The sequence below is a fragment of the Caenispirillum salinarum AK4 genome (genome assembly GCF_000315795.1).
In the GTDB taxonomy this organism is placed as follows: domain Bacteria; phylum Pseudomonadota; class Alphaproteobacteria; order Rhodospirillales; family Rhodospirillaceae; genus Caenispirillum; species Caenispirillum salinarum.
The window spans coordinates 1-18430 of the sequence record NZ_ANHY01000021.1 but is presented as its reverse complement, the minus strand read 5'-3'; the positions used below and the strand labels follow the sequence as shown (position 1 = coordinate 18430).

The window sequence follows — 18430 nt, the reverse complement described above, 5'->3', positions numbered from 1 at the left end:
AGGGTGGCGCGGGACGCCGACCGGCTGACGCTGTTCCGCTGGATGTGGCGGTCCTACCTGCGCACGGCGCTGGTGCCGTTGCTGGTGGTGGAACTGACGCTGATCGTCGCCTACTTCGCCACCAATGCGCTGACCAAGGACGCCAACATCGCCGCCATCCGCGAGACGGCGGAGCAGTCCCTGACCGAGGTGGCGCGCCTGAACGCCGGGTTGGCGGCGGAGCGGCTGGCGGCCGTCACCGACCTGACCCGCGTCCTGCAGCGCCGGACGGCCGACCTGGTGACGGGCCCGCTGACCGTCGACCCGGACGAGGCCGCCCGCTTCACCTTCGACGCCGACGGCATCGTCTACTACACGGATGTGAATACCGGCGGCGCGGCCGGCTTCTACTCGGGCATCGTGCCGGTGGACGAGGCGATGCAGCGCAAGGCGGCGGCGCTGGCGGTGCTCGACCCCGTGCTGCGCGACGTGACGGAGAGCAACGCGCTGGCCGTCCAGGCCTATTACAACACGCGCGACAGCTACAACCGCATCTATCCGTTCTTCGATACGGCGGCGACCTACGCCCAGAAGCTGGATATCCCCAGCTTCAACTTCTATTACGAGGCCGACGCCGCGCATAATCCGTCGCGCGGCGTGGTGTGGACCGACGCCTACGTGGACCCGGCCGGACAGGGTTGGCTGACCAGCGCCATCGCACCCGTCTACGACGGCAAGGTGCTGGAGGGCGTGGTGGGCATCGACATCACGCTGAACACCATCGTCGACCGCGTCCTGGACATCTCCACGCCCTGGGGCGGCCAGGCCGTGCTCATTGGCCGCGACGGCACCATCCTCGCCATGCCGCCCGAGGCCGAGGCGGCGCTGGGCCTGGCGGAGGTGGGGGCGCACTCCTATGCCGAGGCGGTGCGCACCAACACCTTCAAGTCCGAGGACTATGCCATCGACCGCGTCGCCGGCCTGTCGGACCTGCCGATCATGGCCGAGGCGGGCGGCGTCGGCACCGCGCGGCTGGGCGGCGAGAGCCATCTGGTGGCGTGGAACCTGGTGCCGGGCGTGGACTGGCATCTGGCGGTCTTCGTGCCCGAGGCGGACCTGTACCAGTCCGCGGTGGCGGTCGGCGACCGGTTCGACCGCCTGGGCCTGGTGATCGTCGGCATCCTGGTGCTGTTCTACATCGCCTTTCTGACGGCGCTCTATTGGGTCGCCCGGAGCAACGCCGCGCGCCTGGCCGCGCCGCTGGAGGACCTGAGCCGGACGGCGGGCCGCATCGCCGAAGGCGCCTTCCACCAGCCGGAGACCAGTGGCCCGGTGGCCGAAATCACCGACCTGTCGCACGCCGTCGCCCGCATGGGCCGCCAACTGGGCGAGAAGACGGACCGGCTGGTCGCCGCCTCGCGCTCGCTGGAGGAAAGCGACGCCTTCCGTCGCTCGCTGATCGAGAACCTGCCGGTGCCGGTGGTGTTCTTCGGCGACAATCCCGACGTGGTTATCGCCCACAACAGCGCCTATGACGCCCTGGTCGCCGAACACGGCCACGATGCGGTGCGCGAGGCCCTGACGCCGATGGCCGCCGATGGCGCCGCGGAGGTCGAGCGCGAGGACATCCTGGAACTGTCCGGCGCGGGCGGCCGTCCCCGCCGCTACACCGCCCGCCGCACGCGGCTGTGGCACCTGGGGCGGCGGGGCACCTTGTGCGTCATGCTGGACGTCAGCGTTCTGGAGGAGGCCCGCGCCAGCATCGCCGCCGCCCGCGACAGGGCACTGGAGGCCGCGCGCCTGAAGTCGGAGTTTCTCGCCAAGGTGACGCACGAGCTGCGCACGCCGCTCAACGGGATCATCGGCCTCACCGAACTGACCGAGGGCGAGACGGACCTGGAGCGCGTGCGGCGCGACACCCGCGCCATCGGCCGCAACGCCCGCAACCTGCTGGCCATCGTCGAGGACCTGCTGGACCTCTCGGCCGTCGAGAGCGGCCAGGTCACGGTGGAGGCCGCATGGTTCACGCCGGCCCGGCTGGTCGAAGACGTGCTGGCCGGCTTCCGTATGCAGGCGCGCGAGAAGGGCCTGTCGCTGAAGGCCGAGGTGGAGACGCTGGAGGGCCTGTCCGTCCACGGCGCCGGGGGGCGCATCCGCCAGGTGCTGTCCAACCTGGTGGGCAACGCCGTCAAGTTCACCGAGCGCGGCGGCGTGACCGTGCACGCCCGGATGTTCGACCGCGACGGCCGCTCCGTTCTGGAGGTCCGGGTGGAGGACACCGGGCATGGCATCCCTGCCGACCGGCTGGAGGACATCTTCCAGCCCTTCCGCCAGGGCGACGACAGCCTGACGCGGCGGTTCGGGGGAGCCGGCCTCGGCCTTGCCATCGCCCGTGAACTGACCGAGCGCATGGGCGGTTCCATCGCCGTCGAGAGCGCCCCCGAGGACGGCGCCAGCTTCGTGGTCACCGTGCCGGTCATGCCGCTGGCGGGGGAGTCCGTGCTGATGCCGTCGGAAGGGCGGCTGTCGTGCCTGATGCTCGGGTTCGACGGTGCGACGGAGGCGCTGGTCCGCGCCATCCTGGCGGCCCGCGGCGCCGGCGTCAGCGCCGTGCAGACGCCTCTCGAGGCCGAGCAGCGCCTGCGGCGGGGCGAGGCGGCCGCAGCCTGCGTCCGCGTCCGCGGTCCCGGCGACGTTGAAACGGTCCGCCGCCTAGCCGCCATCGGCCCGCGCGTCGCCGTTTCCGCCGTCCTGTCCGAGGAAGACCCGGCCCTGTCCGCCACGCTGCGCCGCCTGGGCGTGCCAACGGTGGCGCAACCGCTGACGGCGGCCAAGGTGGCATGGCTGCTGGAGCAGAAGAAGGCCTTGCGCTCGGCGTCGTGACAGCAGTGCTGTCAGTGACAGCATTCGTGGTCGCGCATCGCCGGCCACGTCTCCTGTGACATCCGCCTTACCCGCTGATCCCGCGCGGGTGCCACGGGCAAAGCCCCCATTCGCCGAACGAATGGGGGCCCGCCCGGCCGCGTTCGCGCAACCGGGGGGAGGCTTCCGACGGCGCCGCCTGCCGTCGGCCCGGGCGCTGAACTGCGGTCAGTCCTGCATGCGCGTCAGGGGTGTGGCACCTGGGTGCCGTCCCGCTCCTCAATATGCAGACTAACCCAGCGGCCGCGCCGGGCGGGGGTTTCATTTGGCAGGGTTCTAATCCGAAAGATCCGGATCGGCCGGCATGCGGTCCACCGGCGCGTCGATATCCAGGCCGCAGACGTCGTAGCCGCGCTTGAAGTCGACGATGTGCTTGGTCATCCAGGTCTGCACCGTCTCCACGTCGCGGGCGCGCAGGGCGTCGACGATGCGGGTGTGGGCCTCCACCAGGCGGCGGCCGGCGATGGCGCCGGTTTCGTCCTTCTCGAACAGCACGTGGACGGCCGGGTAGAACAGCAGCGAGATGGGCTCGCGTGCCAGCAGCAGCGCCTTGTTTTCCGTCGCCTCGGCCACCAGGGCGTGGAACTGCACGTCCAGCGCCGTGATGGAATTGCCGGCGTTCAGCGCCTCTTCCATGGCATCGCGGTTGCGTTCCAGCGGCGCCAGTTTCTCCGGCGTCATCTTTTCGCAGGCGTCCACGGCGGCCTGGGGCTCCAGCACCATGCACACCTCCCACAGTTCGCGGAAGGTGACGCGCTGCATCACCATGGCGCGGGAGACGCGCGGGGCCAGTTCGGTGTAGTGGGGCAGCGAGACGTGCAGCCGGCGGCCGGCCTCGCGCCGCACCAGGCCCGACTGCTCCAGCAGGCGGATGCCCTCGCGCACGGTCGAGCGGTTGACCCCGAACTGCTCGGCCAGCGTGGTTTCGGTGGGAAGCTGGTCGCCCGGGTTCAGGCGCCCGGCCATGATTTCCGTTTCGATGGCCTCGTACACGACCTTGTAGGCCGGGGGGACGTCCAGGCGGGCGAAAGTCTGGGTCATGCCGCGCCCCTCCGATGGAGGGCGGGGCCGCCGCAAGCGGTCATGGGCGATGTCTCCTCAAGGTTCGCCGGGGGCGTGCATGGCGGTCCCTCGACAGCCCCAGGCCGTCGCAGGATAAGGCCTGAGGGGGTCCCGCATCAAGCACGCCCACAGGGTGCCATTCAACGCTGGCCGGGAGCCGCACGTTGATCCGCCGAGATCGACGTCAACCCAAGCCCGAGGACAGCATGACCGACGACGCCCTGACGATCCCGCTGGACCAGCTCGGCCGTGACGACGGCGACCGCGTGGGCGGCAAGAACGCATCGCTGGGCGAGATGATCGGCGCCCTGCACGCCCACGGCATCCGCGTGCCCGGCGGCTTCGCCACCACAGCCAACGCCTACCGCACCTTCATCGCCGAGAACACCCTGCGCGACGGCATCACCGAGGCGCTGGCCGGGCTTAAGAACGATGGCTCCAACCTGGCCGCCATCGGCAAGAAAGTGCGCGGCATGATCGAGAAGGCGGAGCTTCCCGCCGCGCTCGCGACCCAGGTGCGCGAGGGCTATTCGCGCCTGAAGTCGGAAACCGGGGAGGACCTGCCGCGCGTCGCCGTGCGGTCGTCGGCGACGGCGGAGGACCTGCCGTCCGCCAGCTTCGCCGGGCAGTTGGAAAGCTTCCTCAACATTCAGGGCGAGGACGCGCTGCTGAAGGCCGTGAAGGACTGCTTTGCCAGCCTGTTCACCGACCGCGCCATCAGCTACCGCGAGCGCCACGGCTTCGACCACATGCAGGTGGCCGTGTCCGTCGGCGTGCAGCGCATGGTGCGGTCCGACATCGCGGGGTCGGGCGTGATGTTCTCGCTGGACACCGAAAGCGGCTTCCCCGGCGTGGTGCTCATCAACGCCGCCCACGGCCTGGGCGAGACGGTGGTGCAGGGGCAGGTGGAGCCCGACGAGTACCACGTCTTCAAGAAGCTGCTGGACGAGGAGGACGTGCGCCCCATCGTCTGGCGCAAGAAGGGCCGCAAGGGCGTGAAGATGGTCTTCGACAAGCCCACCAAGACCGTCGAGACCAAGCCCGAGGAACAGCGCCGCTGGGTGCTGACCGACGACGAGGTCATGCAGCTCGCCCGCTGGGCCGTGGAGATCGAGACCCACTACGGCACGCCCATGGACATGGAATGGGCCAAGGACGGCGAGAGCGGGGAGCTGTACATCGTCCAGGCCCGGCCGGAGACCGTCCACAGCCGCCGCTCCGCCGAACCTCTGCGCACCTACGCCATGAAGGAGACGGACGCCAAGGTTCTGGCGACCGGCACCGCCATCGGCGCGGCCATCGCCGCCGGCAAGGTCAAGCGGCTGAAAAGCCCCGACGAGCGCGACAAGCTGGAGGACGGCGACGTCCTGGTCACCGGCATGACGGACCCCGACTGGGTGCCGATCATGAAGAAGGCCAGCGCCATCGTCACGGACCGGGGCGGGCGCACCAGCCACGCCGCCATCGTCAGCCGCGAACTGGGCCTGACGGCCATCGTCGGCGCCGACGACGCGACGGAACGCCTCAAGGACGGGCAGGAGGTCACGGTGTCCTGCGCCGAGGGCGACCAGGGCAAGGTCTACGAGGGCATCCGCGAGTTCGAGACGACGGAGGTGGACCCCGAGACCATCCCCAGGACCCGCACGCAGGTGATGGTGAACCTCGCCAACCCGACCAGTGCCTATACCTGGTGGAAGCTTCCGGCGGATGGCGTGGGGCTGGCGCGCATGGAGTTCATCGTCAACAACATGATCGGCATCCACCCCATGGCGCTGTGTCACTTCGACGACCTGGAGGACAAGGAGGCCAAGCAGAAGATCACCGAGCTGACGGCCGATTACGAGGACCGCACGGAATACTTCGTCGATCGGCTGTCGCTGGGCGTGGCGCGCATCGCGGCGGCCTTCTATCCCAACCCCGTGATCCTGCGCATGAGCGACTTCAAGACCAACGAATACGCCGACCTGATCGGCGGCGCCCAGTTCGAGCAGGACGAGGCCAACCCCATGCTCGGCTGGCGCGGGGCAAGCCGCTACTACGACGACCGGTATCGGGAGGGCTTCGCCCTGGAGTGCAAGGCCGTGACCCGTGCGCGGGAGGACATGGGCCTGACCAACATCAAGGTCATGATCCCCTTCTGCCGCACCCCTGGCGAGGCCGACCGCGTGCTGGAGGAAATGGCCGCCCACAACCTGATCCGCGGCCGCAAGGGGCTGGAGGTCTACGTGATGGCGGAAATCCCGTCCAACGTCATCCTGGCCGACCAGTTCGCCAGCCGCGTGGACGGCTTTTCCATCGGGTCCAACGACCTGACGCAACTGGTGCTGGGGCTGGACCGCGACAACGACCGCCTGGGCCACCTGTTCCGGGCGGAAGACCCGGCGGTGGCGCGCTTCATCGGCCAGTTGATCCACGCCGGCCGCGACGCGGGCGTGAAGGTGGGCATCTGCGGCCAGGCCCCCAGCGATCACCCGGAGTTCGCCCAGTTCCTGGTGGAGCAGGGGATTACGTCCATCTCCGTCACGCCCGACAGCTTCCTGGACGTGAAATGCAACATCGCCGAGATGGAGGCCAGGGGCGGGGGCTGACCGGTGGCAGCGTCGCGGGGCGGGCGGCATCGTCGGTGGGCCCCTGCTTTCGCAGGTGCGACGGGTTCTCCCGAGAAATTGTTATAGAGGGAAAATACTCGTCATTCCCGCGAAAGCGGGAATCCACAAGCGGCGCCGGACATCCTGCCGCGCCGCTTTCCGGGGAATCTCCGCAGCCAGATACGCGCGAGACATCCGCTGCCTCCAAAAAAACGCCGCCGCCCCGAAGGCCTCGGAGCGGCGGCGTTTTTCGTCGGTGACGTCAGGCGCAGCGCCTTCAGAGGTCGGCGAATTTCACCGTGACCACCTCGTAGGAGCGCGAGCCGCCAGGCGCGGTCACCTCCACGCTGTCGCCCTCGGTCTTGCCCACCAGGGCCTTGGCGATGGGGGACTGGATGGAAATGCGGCCGTTCTTCAGGTCGGCCTCGTAGGGGCCGACGATGTGATATGTCACTTCCTCATCCGTGTCCTCGTCGGCCAGCGTCACCATGGCGCCGAAGCGGATGGTCTCGCCCGACATCTTGGACACGTCGATGACGTCGGCGCGGCCGATCACGTCCTCGAGTTCCGAAATGCGGCCCTCGATGAAGCTCTGGCGCTCGCGCGCGGCGTGGTATTCGGCGTTCTCGGACAGGTCACCGTGCTCGCGCGCCTCGGCGATGGCCTTGATGACCCCGGGGCGGTCCACCGAACGCAACTGCTTCAACTCCTGCTCAAGAAGGGTCAGGCCCTTCCGAGTCATGGGAACCTTCTCCATTCGAGAACCCCTGGAAAAATGCAAAAACACAAAAAAGCGACGGGGCGCGGCAAGGACCCGCCCCGTCACGATGGCTAACCAAAATAGGACTGAAGCGATGCCACATCAAGCGCCCCGCGCTTGACGGCCTCAATCGCGTCCACGGCGGCCTGCGCACCAGGGATGGTGGTGTAGTGCGCGATGTTGCGCGTCAGGGCGGTTTGCCGGATGTCGAAGCTGTCCTTCAGCGCCTGCGCGCCCTCGGTGGTGTTGACCACCACATGGACGTCACCCGACACCATGCGGTCGACGCAGTGCGGCCGGCCCTCGGTCTTCTTGTTGACCTTTTCGACGGCAACGCCGTTCTCGGCCAGGAAGGCCGCCGTGCCGCTGGTGGCCATCAGGGTGAAGCCCAGGTCGACGAACTTGCGCGCCACCTCCAGCGCGGCGGGCTTGTCGCCGTCACGCACCGACAGGAACACGGTGCCTTCCAGCGGCAGGCGCACGCCGGCGCCGATCTGGGACTTGGCGAAGGCGCGCTTGAAGTCGGTGTCGATGCCCATGACCTCGCCGGTGGACTTCATCTCGGGGCCGAGCACGATGTCGACGCCGGGGAAGCGGGCGAAGGGGAACACGGCCTCCTTCACCGCGACGTGGCGCGGGCGCGCCATTTCCGGCAGGTCGAAGTCGTCCAGGCGCTCGCCGGCCATGACGCGGGCGGCGATCTTGGCGATGGGACGGCCGGTGGCCTTGGCGACGAAGGGCACCGTGCGGCTGGCGCGCGGGTTGACCTCCAGAATGAAGACGGTGCCGTTCTGCACGGCGAACTGCACGTTCATCAGGCCGACCACGCCCAGGCCCTCGGCCAGCTTCTGGGTCTGGACCTTCAACTCCTCCACCGCCTCGTCCGACAGCGAGTACGGCGGCAGCGAGCACGCCGAGTCGCCCGAGTGGACGCCGGCTTCCTCGATGTGCTGCATGACGCCCGCCACGTAGACGCGGGTGCCGTCGCAGATGGCGTCCACGTCCACCTCGATGGCGCCGGCCAGGTAGTGGTCGAGCAGCACCGGGTCGTCGCCCGAGACCACCACGGCCTCGTGCATGTAGCGGTTCAGGTCGGCCTCGTCATAGACGATGCGCATGGCCCGGCCGCCCAGCACGAAGGACGGGCGCACCACCACCGGATAGCCGACGCGGGCGGCGACGGCGCGGGCCTCTTCCACGCTGCGCGCCAGGCCGTTGGGCGGCTGCTTCAGGCCCAGCGTGTGGAGAAGCTGCTGGAACCGCTCGCGGTCCTCGGCAAGGTCGATGGCGTCGGGGCTGGTGCCCAGGATGGGGATGCCGGCGCTTTCCAGCGCGTGCGCCAGCTTCAGCGGGGTCTGGCCGCCGAACTGCACGATGACGCCGTGCACGCTGCCGTTGCTCTGCTCGACGCGGATCAGCTCGATCACGTCTTCGGCCGTCAGCGGCTCGAAGTACAGGCGGTCGGAGGTGTCGTAGTCGGTGGAGACGGTCTCGGGATTGCAGTTGACCATGATGGTCTCGTACCCGGCGTCTTCCAGCGCGTAGGCCGCGTGGACGCAGCAGTAGTCGAACTCGATGCCCTGGCCGATGCGGTTGGGGCCGCCGCCCAGGATGACGACCTTCTTGCGGTCGGTGGGCTGGCTCTCGCACTCGGGCTTCTGGACGCCGTCGCCCTCGTAGCAGGAGTACATGTACGGCGTTTCCGACGGAAACTCGCCGGCACAGGTGTCGATGCGCTTGTAGACCGGGCGCACGTCCAGCGCCTCGCGCCGCTCGCGCACGGCCGTCGGCGTGGTGCCCGCCAGTTCCGCCAGGCGCGGGTCGGAGAAGCCCAGCTTCTTCAGGCGCAGCAGTCCGGCCGCGCTGTCGGGCAGGCCGTCCTTGCGCACCTCGGCCTCGGCATCGACGATGGCCTTGATCTGCGCCAGGAACCACGGGTCGTACTTGGTGACGGCCTGGATTTCCGCCGGCGTGAAGCCATGGCGCATGGCCTGGGCGATGGTCAGGATGCGGTCCGGGCGCGGAGCGGCCAGGGCCGCGCGGATGGCGTCGCGGTTGGTGCCGTCCTCGGCGCCGGCGATCTCGATTTCGTTGAGGCCCGTCAGGCCGGTCTCCAGCGAGCGCAGGCCCTTCTGCAGGCTTTCCGCGAAGGTGCGGCCGACGCTCATGGCCTCGCCGACCGACTTCATGGAGGTGGTCAGCAGCGCTTCGGCATCGGGGAACTTCTCGAAGGTGAAGCGCGGGATCTTGGTGACCACGTAGTCGATGGTCGGCTCGAAGCTGGCGGGCGTGCAGCCGGTGATGTCGTTGGTCAGCTCATCGAGCGTGTAGCCGACGGCCAGTTTGGCGGCGACCTTGGCGATGGGGAAGCCGGTGGCCTTGGACGCCAGCGCGGACGAGCGCGAGACGCGCGGGTTCATCTCGATGACGACCATGCGGCCGTCTTCCGGGTTGACCGCGAACTGGACGTTGGAGCCGCCGGTGTCGACGCCGATCTCGCGCAGCACCGCGAGGCTCGCGTCGCGCATGATCTGGTATTCCTTGTCGGTCAGCGTCAGCGCCGGGGCCACGGTGACGGAGTCACCGGTGTGGACGCCCATGGGGTCGATGTTCTCGATGGAGCAGATGATGATGCAGTTGTCCGCCTTGTCGCGGACGACCTCCATCTCGTACTCCTTCCAGCCCAGCACGCTTTCCTCGACCAGCACTTCGGTGGTCGGGCTGGCCGCCAGGCCGTTGGCGACGATCTTTTCGTATTCTTCCTTGTTGTAGGCGATGCCGCCGCCCTGGCCGCCCAGCGTGAACGACGGGCGGATGATCGCCGGCAGGCCCACGAATTCCAGCGCGTTGGCCGCTTCCGACATGGTGTTGACGACGATGGACTTGGGGCTTTCCAGGCCGATCTTGTCCATGGCCTCGCGGAACAGCTGGCGGTCTTCCGCCTTTTCGATGACGTCGCGGCGGGCGGCGATCATCTCCACGCCGAACTTCTCCAGCGTGCCGTCCTCGGACAGCTTCATGGCGGTGTTCAGCGCCGTCTGGCCGCCCATGGTGGGCAGAAGCGCGTCCGGGCGCTCCTTCTCGATGATCTTGGCGACCATCTCGGGCGTGATCGGCTCCACATACGTGGCGTCCGCCATGTTGGGGTCGGTCATGATGGTGGCGGGGTTGGAGTTCACCAGGATGACCCGGTAGCCCTCTTCCCGCAGCGCCTTGCAGGCCTGGGCCCCGGAGTAGTCGAACTCGCAGGCCTGGCCGATGACGATGGGACCGGCGCCGATGATGAGGATGGACTGGATGTCTGTGCGTTTGGGCATGGCGTCGGGCTCTCACTCTCCGGGGACGGCGGCGCGCCGGGCGGCGCTGCGGCGCGTGAACGTGGATGCGGTCTTTGTTTGTGCGGCGGGGCCGCGCGTTGTGCAAGGCGCCGCCCCGTCGGGATCATGCTATGCCAAGCGGGCGTCAGCCCTTCGCTTCGTCCATCAGGTCGGTGAAGCGCTTGAAAAGGTAATGGCTGTCCTGCGGGCCGGGGCTGGCCTCGGGGTGGTACTGCACCGAGAAGATCGGCTTGCCGTCCACCGCGATGCCCTCCACCGAGTTGTCGAACAGCGACACGTGGGTTTCCACCACGCCGGCGGGCAGGCTGGCGCGGTCGACGCCGAAGCCGTGGTTCTGGCTGGTGATCTCCACCTTGCCCGTCTTCAGGTCCTTGACCGGCTGGTTGGACCCGCGATGGCCCTTGTCCATCTTGTAAGTCTTTGCCCCCAGCGCCAGCGACAGAAGCTGGTGGCCCAGGCAAATGCCGAACACCGGCTTGCCGGTCTTGACGATTTCCTGCAGCACCGGCACGGCGTATTCACCGGTCGCGGCCGGGTCGCCGGGGCCGTTGGACAGGAAGATGCCGTCGGGGTTGTGGCGCAGGATGTCCTCGGCCGTCGCGGTGGCGGGCACCACGGTCACCTCGCAGCCCTGGTCGGCGAGGCTGCGCAGGATGTTCTTCTTGGCGCCGTAGTCGACGGCGACCACCTTGTACTTCGGCTCGGTCAGCGTGCCGTAGCCGTCCTTCAGGCTCCAGCGGGTCTGGGACCACTGATAGGTCTGGGCGCAGGTGACGTCGCGGGCGAGGTCCATGCCCTCCAGCCCCGGCCACGCCTTGGCCATGGCGACCAGCGCGGGAATGTCGAACACGCCGTCCGGGTGGTGGGCGATGACGCCGTTGGGCGCGCCATGGTCGCGGATGCGGCGCGTGACGGCGCGGGTGTCGATGCCGGTCACGCCGATCAGGTTCATCGACCGCAGCCAGTCCGACAGGTGCTGCGCGGCGCGCCAGTTGCTGGGCTCGGTGATGTCGGCGCGCAGGATGCAGCCGCGCGCGGCGGGGGTCGTCGCCTCCATGTCTTCCGGGTTGGCGCCGACGTTGCCGACGTGCGGGAAGGTGAAGGTGATGATCTGGCCGGCGAAGGAGGCGTCGGTCATCGTCTCCTGATAACCGGTGAGGCCCGTGCTGAACACGACCTCGCCCACCTGTTCGCCGGTGGCGCCGACTCCGCGGCCCCAGAAGACGGTGCCGTCTGCAAGGACGACCGCGGCGGTCGCGCCGGCGGGCTGCGGGGCGGAGGAGGCGGTGGTGTCTGACATGGATGCGTCCCAACTTGCGTGTCGCTGGCGCCCGGGCAGCCGAAAGGCGCTCTCTTCCGTTCATCCAGGCGCGACCCTTTGGGGCCGGCAACAGGGGTGTGGCTGCGGAAGAGGGCGCGAATTCGCGGCTGCGGGCAAATTGGCGGTCTTTTAAGGGTTCGCCGCCGCCCTGTCAAGAAAGCGGTTTAAGTCTTTATTTTCAATGACTTAGACGGTATTGCCGGGGGCGACCCGTTGGTGTAATGTCGGTCACTTCCCCGAAAGCTTCAAGAGGCCCTTGCCCAATGTTGCGCTCTGACCTGCAGGACGCGTTGAAGGAAGCGATGCGCGCCAAGGATTCCAGCGGCGTGGCGACCATTCGCCTGATCATGGCCGCGCTGAAGGACCGCGACATCGCCGCCCGTTCGAAGGGCCAGATGGAAGGCATCTCCGACGACGAGATCCTTCAGATGCTGCAAAGCATGATCAAGCAGCGCCGCGAAAGCATCCAGATGTATGAACAGGGCGGACGCCTGGAACTGGCCGAGCGCGAAAAGGCCGAGATCGAGTGGATCTCCAAGTTCCTGCCCCGGCAGATGACCGAGGACGAGGCCGCCGCCGCCGTCGACTCCGCGATCGCCGACCTGGATGCCTCCGGGCTCAAGGACATGGGCCGCGTCATGGCCGCCCTGCGCGAGCGTCACGCCGGTCAGATGGACTTCGGCAAGGCCTCGGGCATCGTCAAGCAGAAGCTCCAGGCCGCCGGCTGAGGCGTGCCGCATGCGCCGTCCTTTTCGTTAACCGGCTGGTGAGGCGGGCGCGCTACTCCTATATGCGCTGACCCGCTTCCCCATGCCGTCTTCGCGCGGCCCCGCCAGTCTGGGGCCGCCGTGGTGTCGAAAGGCCGCCCCTTCATGGCTCTGCCGCCCCGTTTCCTCGAAGAGCTTCGCAGCCGCACCAGCATCGTCGATGTGGTGGGGCGCAAGGTGAAGCTCATCAAGGCCGGCCGCGGCGAGTACAAGGGCCTGTGCCCCTTCCACGGCGAGAAGACGCCCAGCTTCACGGTCAGCGAGGACAAGGGCTTCTACCACTGCTTCGGATGCCAGGCGAACGGCGACGTGCTCGATTTCGAGATGCAGTCGCGGGGCCTGTCCTTCATGGAAGCCGTGGAGGCCCTGGCCGCCGAGGCAGGGATGGAGGTCCCCAAGGCGTCCCCGCGCGAGGTGGAGAAGGCCAAGCGCCAGGCCACCCTGCAAGAGGTGGTGGAGGCCGCCTGCCGCTTCTTCCAGGACGCCCTGAAACGCCCCGAAGGGGCTGCGGCGCTGGATTACCTGCGCGACCGCGGTCTGTCCGATGAAACCATCCGCCGATTCCGCCTGGGTTATGCGCCGCCGCCGGGCGCCCTGACGCGCCACCTGGCCGGGCAGGGCATCCAGGAACGCCAGATGGTCGAGGCCGGCCTGCTCAAGCGCCGCGACGACGGCCGCGTGGTCGATTATTTCCGCGACCGGGTGATGTTTCCCATCACCGACCGGCGCGGCCGGGTGATCGCCTTCGGCGGCCGCGTCATGGGCGACGGCCAGCCGAAATACCTCAACAGCCCCGATTCGGACGTCTTCCACAAGGGGAGCGTGCTTTACAATATGGCACTCGCGCGAGAGGCGGCGCGGGAGACGGGGCGCGTGATCGTCGCCGAGGGCTACATGGACGTCATCGCCATGGCCCAGTTCGGCCTGCATGAGGCGGTGGCGCCGCTGGGCACGGCGATCACCGAAAACCAGATCCAGGAATTGTGGCGCCTGTGCCCCGAGCCGGTGCTGTGCCTGGACGGCGACGCGGCCGGCATCCGTGCCGCCCGCAAGGCCGCCGAGCGGGCGCTGCCCATGCTCAAGCCGGGGTACTCCCTGCGCTTCGCCCTGGTCACCGGCGCCAAGGACCCCGACGAACTGCTCAAGGCCGAGGGGCGCGAGGGCCTCGACAAGGTGCTCGGCGCCGCCGCGCCGCTGTCGGATATTCTGTGGCGCAATGCGCTGGCCGAGCACCAGGTGGACACGCCGGAGCGCCGCGCCGCCCTTGAGGCCAACCTGATGACCATGGCCGAGACCATCCAGGACGGCACCGTCCAGATGGCCTACAAGCGCGAGTTCCGCGACCGGCTGTTCCAGTTCTTCCGCGAGCGCCGCTTCCAGGGCCGTCCCCAGGGTGCCGGCGGCGGGCGGTCGGGCGGGGCCCGGCGCAACGGCAAGGGCCGCTGGGACGCCCCCGACATGGTGGCGCCGGCGCCGCTGACCCCGCCCCCCTCGGCGGCGGTGCGGCGGCAGCGAATCCTTGTGGCGGCGGCGGTGACGCATCCCGAGTTGTTCGACCACATCGGCGAGAGGCTGGGGTCCGTCCAGTGCGACGAGGCGGCCGTGGAACGTCTGCGGCAGCGGCTTCTTCTGCTGCTTTCGACCGAGTCGGGGCTTGACTTCGACGGCGTGTCACGCCACTTACGGCGGGATGGACTGGAAGAGACCCTGAACTTTCTCCTGAGTTCCAACGTGTACGCCCACGCTTCGTTTGCACGACCCGACGCGCCGACCGAGAGGGCCATGAGTGGATGGGACCACACGTTCGAACAGGGGCAGCAGCAGGATTTCAGGGCGGACGTCATGCGCGCCGGCGCGGCCTATGCGGGCCAGACCGATGACCAGGCTGCGTCCGAACAGGCGCTGTCACGACTGAAGGCGCTGTTTTTCCAGGACATGCGGCGGATCAGCGAGGATCCGCTCGACGATTGACGCGGGGCGTCTCATGCCCCGCCGCGTAAGGTGGCGCTCGGGTCGGCGAAGACCTTATTACCCCGGTGCCGATGGGACAGAAGAGCGGACCGTCTGACGACGCGTGCGGTTCGCGGACCGGTTCGTTAAGGAGCGGATACGAATGGCGACAAAGACGGCGAACGCGGCAGAAAACACCGAATCGACCGAAGAGAATACCGATGGTCCGCTGCTGGACACCATAAACGCCGCCGTCAAGAAGCTGGTCGCGAAGGGCAAGGAGCGCGGCTTCGTCACCTATGACGAGCTGAACGCCGCCCTGCCGTCCGACGACGTGTCCTCCGAGCAGATCGAGGACACCATGTCCATGCTCTCGGAAATGGGCGTGAACGTCATCGAGGGCGAGGACGACGTCGAGACCAGCAGCACCTCGGGCGGTGACGAGGAGGACAGCAAGTCCGGCAACGTCAGCGAGGAAGACATCGGCCGCACCGACGACCCCGTGCGCATGTACCTGCGCGAGATGGGCTCGGTGGAACTGCTGTCGCGCGAGGGCGAAATCGCCATCGCCAAGCGCATCGAGGCCGGCCGCGAGATGATGATCGGCGGCATCTGCGAAAGCCCGCTGACCATCCGCGCCCTGCTGGAGTGGCACGACGCGCTGCTCGAAGGCAAGATGCTGCTGCGCGACATCATCGACCTGGAAACCACCTACGGCAGCGGCCCCGGCGGCGAAGAGCTGGACGAGGTGGAAGCCGAGGACGAGGAAGACGAGGCAGAGGTCGCCAAGGCTCCCGCCCCCGCCGCCAAGGGCGACGGAAAGGGCGGCGCCCAGGTCATCGCCCACCCGGCCAAGGAAAGCCAGGAGGCCAAGAAGGCCGACGGCGCCGGCGCCGATGAAGAAGGCGAGGCCAAGGAAGGCGCGTCCGAAGGCGAGGACGACGAGGACAACGAGGCCGACACGTCGGTGTCGCTCGCCGTCATGGAAGCCCAGCTCATGCCCAAGGTCGTGGAGACCTTCGAGCAGATCGCGGCCACCTACGGCAAGCTGAAGAAGCTTCAGGACCAGCGCCTGGCCGCGCTGGGCAAGGGCGACACGGTCTCGGCCGCGCAGGAAAAGAAGTACGAGAAGACCCGCGCCGAACTGATCGACCTGATGGAAGGCGTGCACCTCAACAGCAACCGCATCGAGGGGCTGGTGGAGCGTCTGAACGACCTCAACCGCCGCATCATGGGGCTGGAGGGCAAGCTGCTGCGCCTGGCCGTCAGCAGCAAGGTCAAGCGCGAGGAGTTCCTGCAGTCCTACTTCGGCTACGAACTGGACCCCAACTGGCTGGAAACCGTGGCCCAGCGCCCCGGCAAGGGCTGGAAGGACTTCGCCGTCAAGCATGAGGCGGAAGTGACCCGCATCCGCGGCGAGATCGCCCTGGTCGCCGAAGAGGCCGGCCAGCCGATCTCGGAATTCCGCCGCATCGTCCAGACCGTGCAGAAGGGCGAGCGCGAGGCGACCCGCGCCAAGAAGGAGATGATCGAGGCCAACCTGCGTCTCGTGATCTCCATCGCCAAGAAGTACACGAACCGCGGCCTTCAGTTCCTGGACCTCATCCAGGAGGGCAACATCGGCCTGATGAAGGCGGTGGACAAGTTCGAGTACCGGCGCGGCTACAAGTTCTCCACCTACGCCACGTGGTGGATCCGGCAGGCCATCACGCGCTCGATCGCCGACCAGGCGCGGACCATCCGCATCCCGGTCCACATGATCGAGACCATCAACAAGCTGGTCCGCACCAGCCGCCAGATGCTGCACGAGATCGGCCGCGAGCCGACGCCCGAGGAACTGGCCGAAAAGCTCCAGATGCCGCTGGAGAAGGTGCGCAAGGTCCTGAAGATCGCCAAGGAGCCCATCTCCCTCGAAACGCCCATCGGCGACGAGGAAGACAGCCACCTCGGCGACTTCATCGAGGACAAGAACGCCGTGCAGCCGCTGGATGCCGCCATTCAGGGCAACCTGCGCGAAACCTGCACGCGCATCCTGGCGACGCTCACGCCGCGCGAGGAACGGGTCCTGCGGATGCGCTTCGGCATCGGCATGAACACCGACCACACGCTGGAAGAGGTCGGCCAGCAGTTCAACGTCACCCGCGAGCGCATCCGCCAGATCGAGGCGAAGGCGCTGCGCAAGCTCAAGCATCCCAGCCGCTCGCGCAAGCTGCGCAGCTTCCTGGACAGCTGACGCCGGGGCCGTTTCGGAAACAGGGCGGTGCTCTTCGGGGCGCCGCCCTTTTTTCCTGGCCTGGCGGCTGACGGCGGTGCAGGGAGGCCACGAAGACGCGACGCCGGTGTGCCGACGGCGACGGTGCGGCGTCAAGGGCGGGCGGTGGCTTCAAAACACCAAGACGCCAAGGCACCAAGGTTTTCCGGCTGCGCCGCAATGAAATGCGAGGGAGCCACGGGCTCCCTCGCGCTCCCTCGGCTACTTATACGCCTCGATGATTGAAATCATCGAGGCTGCGTTCAGTTGCCACGCAGGCTCACGCGCCATAAGGCGCGGCGGCCGGTGTCCGCTTCGCGTTAGTCAGGACTCCGGCCTTGCCGGGCGACAAGTGTACGATTTCAAGTGTCGCCCGGTATTAATCATCATCACGCCGAAAGACCGGGCAAAGGCGTTCGGCGAACGGATGATGGCGCGCCTTCGCGCGCTGTCTTGGTGCCTTGGTGTCTTGGTGGTTTATCAACCTTCGCACGCCGATGAAGCGACGCCGCCACCGTCAGCACAGCCGCTTGGCGTCCTTCGCGTCGTCGCGGCTATCCCGGCACCGCCGCCGTCCGCTCAGGGATTGATCCCGTCCTCCTCGGCCCATCGCCGCAGGCCGCCGGCGTCGACGAAGCCGGTGGTTCCGTCGCTGGTCAGCACGCGCGCCCAGCCGCCGTCGGGCGAAAGTTCCTTGACGACCACCGTGGTTCCTTCCGCCAGCGAGGCGGCCACGCGGTAGGCGGCGCCGGGGCCGGTGCGGACGGTGAGGCGTTCGGCGGCGACGTTCAGCCTGTCCAGCTCCGGGCCGAGGGCGCCGGGGCGGCTGGTGACTGTCTCGTCGTTGGCCGGTGCCGGCGTCTCGGCGGTGAGCATCGGCAGGTCGGGCATCTCGTCCAGCCGCGGCGTGACCAGCGACACCGCGGCGCCGATCACCAGCAGCGGAAGCAGTTGCACGGGCGCCGCCCATCCGGGGCCCCGCCAGCGGTCGCGCAGGCGGCGGCGGGAGCGGGGGATCTGGCCCAGCAGGTGCTCCACCTCGCGGCGGTCCATGCCGGTGCGGACGAAGGCGGTGGCCTGCTCGGCGCAACCGCGCGCCAGATCGGGCTCGCGACGGGCGAGGAAAGCGCGCGCCTGTTCGACCAGCAGTTCCCGGTTGTTCTCGGCGGGCAATTCGCCGCCGCGCAGGTTCACGACCAGGGCGCGAACGGTGTCCAGCGGCCCGGCGGGCAGCGACCACCAGCCCCGCAGCCATGTGGCATAGCTCGCCCGCACCGCCGAGACCTGCGAGCAGCGCCGGCAGAACACGCCCTCGATGCGCTCCACCAGCGACCGGCGGAGAAGGCCCGTGACCTGGCGCAGGATGACGTGGCGCGGCTGGGCGGTCACCTTGCCGCAGCGCCGGCAGGGCCGCAGCGGCGGCGCATTGGCGGCGGGACGGTGGCCGGAGGCGGCGCGGGCGGCCGCCTCGGCCTGGGCGCCCGTCGCACCG

10 protein-coding genes are annotated in these 18430 nt (G+C 68.4%); 5 read left to right on the top strand and 5 right to left on the bottom strand.

The window, feature by feature from the left end; all coding sequences use genetic code 11:
• The first annotated feature begins 3 nt into the window (after positions 1 to 3).
• Complete coding sequence (locus C882_RS23545) at positions 4 to 2862, top strand: sensor histidine kinase (protein ID WP_009542312.1); 2859 nt, start codon at positions 4 to 6, stop codon at positions 2860 to 2862.
• 315 nt (positions 2863 to 3177) lie between these two features.
• On the opposite strand, the gene C882_RS19070 is transcribed toward C882_RS23545, so the two are convergent.
• Positions 3178 to 3942 carry a FadR/GntR family transcriptional regulator gene (locus tag C882_RS19070; protein WP_009542311.1) on the bottom strand — a complete coding sequence of 255 codons (765 nt, stop codon included), beginning with the start codon at positions 3940 to 3942 and terminating at the stop codon, positions 3178 to 3180.
• Positions 3943 to 4169: 227 nt separating this feature from the next.
• Here C882_RS19070 and ppsA point away from each other — a divergent pair, with 227 nt between their 5' ends.
• A complete protein-coding gene (gene ppsA, locus C882_RS19065; RefSeq protein WP_043646587.1) occupies positions 4170 to 6551 on the top strand; it encodes a phosphoenolpyruvate synthase in 2382 nt (793 codons plus the stop codon).
• A gap of 277 nt (positions 6552 to 6828) precedes the next feature.
• Here the strand turns inward: ppsA and greA are convergent, their stop codons facing one another.
• The 3 genes from greA to carA form a co-directional block, all read right to left on the bottom strand.
• A complete protein-coding gene (greA, locus tag C882_RS19060; protein ID WP_043646585.1) occupies positions 6829 to 7308 on the bottom strand; it encodes a transcription elongation factor GreA in 480 nt (159 codons plus the stop codon).
• Between the two features lie 74 nt (positions 7309 to 7382).
• Positions 7383 to 10628, bottom strand: coding sequence for a carbamoyl-phosphate synthase large subunit (carB, locus tag C882_RS19055; RefSeq protein WP_009542307.1), 3246 nt, complete (start codon positions 10626 to 10628; stop codon positions 7383 to 7385).
• Positions 10629 to 10773: 145 nt separating this feature from the next.
• Positions 10774 to 11949, bottom strand: coding sequence for a glutamine-hydrolyzing carbamoyl-phosphate synthase small subunit (gene carA / locus C882_RS19050; RefSeq protein WP_009542306.1), 1176 nt, complete (start codon positions 11947 to 11949; stop codon positions 10774 to 10776).
• Positions 11950 to 12233: 284 nt separating this feature from the next.
• On the opposite strand from carA, the gene C882_RS19045 reads away from it, so the two are divergent.
• From C882_RS19045 to rpoD, 3 genes are all read left to right on the top strand, one after another.
• Entirely contained in the window at positions 12234 to 12698 is a 465-nt protein-coding gene (locus C882_RS19045) for a GatB/YqeY domain-containing protein (protein WP_009542305.1), read from the top strand.
• Between the two features lie 144 nt (positions 12699 to 12842).
• Positions 12843 to 14708 (top strand): DNA primase, encoded by a 1866-nt coding sequence (gene dnaG / locus C882_RS19040; protein WP_043646582.1) that lies wholly within the window; start codon positions 12843 to 12845, stop codon positions 14706 to 14708.
• Between the two features lie 142 nt (positions 14709 to 14850).
• Positions 14851 to 16920, top strand: a complete 2070-nt coding sequence (gene rpoD, locus C882_RS19035; RefSeq protein WP_009542303.1) for an RNA polymerase sigma factor RpoD — start codon at positions 14851 to 14853, stop codon at positions 16918 to 16920.
• Between the two features lie 597 nt (positions 16921 to 17517).
• Here the strand turns inward: rpoD and C882_RS19030 are convergent.
• On the bottom strand, positions 17518 to 18430 hold a 913-nt coding region (locus tag C882_RS19030), incomplete at its 5' end, for an SH3 domain-containing protein (protein WP_052000226.1).

What these genes read in the sequence shown, in the direction of transcription:
- C882_RS19070 (WP_009542311.1), bottom strand. Translation starts at nt 3,942, where the DNA reads ATGACCCAGACTTTCGCCCGCCTGGACGTCCCCCCGGCCTACAAGGTC.
- ppsA (WP_043646587.1), top strand. Translation starts at nt 4,170, where the DNA reads ATGACCGACGACGCCCTGACGATCCCGCTGGACCAGCTCGGCCGTGAC.
- greA (WP_043646585.1), bottom strand. Translation starts at nt 7,308, where the DNA reads ATGGAGAAGGTTCCCATGACTCGGAAGGGCCTGACCCTTCTTGAGCAG.
- carB (WP_009542307.1), bottom strand. Translation starts at nt 10,628, where the DNA reads ATGCCCAAACGCACAGACATCCAGTCCATCCTCATCATCGGCGCCGGT.
- carA (WP_009542306.1), bottom strand. Translation starts at nt 11,949, where the DNA reads ATGTCAGACACCACCGCCTCCTCCGCCCCGCAGCCCGCCGGCGCGACC.
- C882_RS19045 (WP_009542305.1), top strand. Translation starts at nt 12,234, where the DNA reads ATGTTGCGCTCTGACCTGCAGGACGCGTTGAAGGAAGCGATGCGCGCC.
- dnaG (WP_043646582.1), top strand. Translation starts at nt 12,843, where the DNA reads ATGGCTCTGCCGCCCCGTTTCCTCGAAGAGCTTCGCAGCCGCACCAGC.
- rpoD (WP_009542303.1), top strand. Translation starts at nt 14,851, where the DNA reads ATGGCGACAAAGACGGCGAACGCGGCAGAAAACACCGAATCGACCGAA.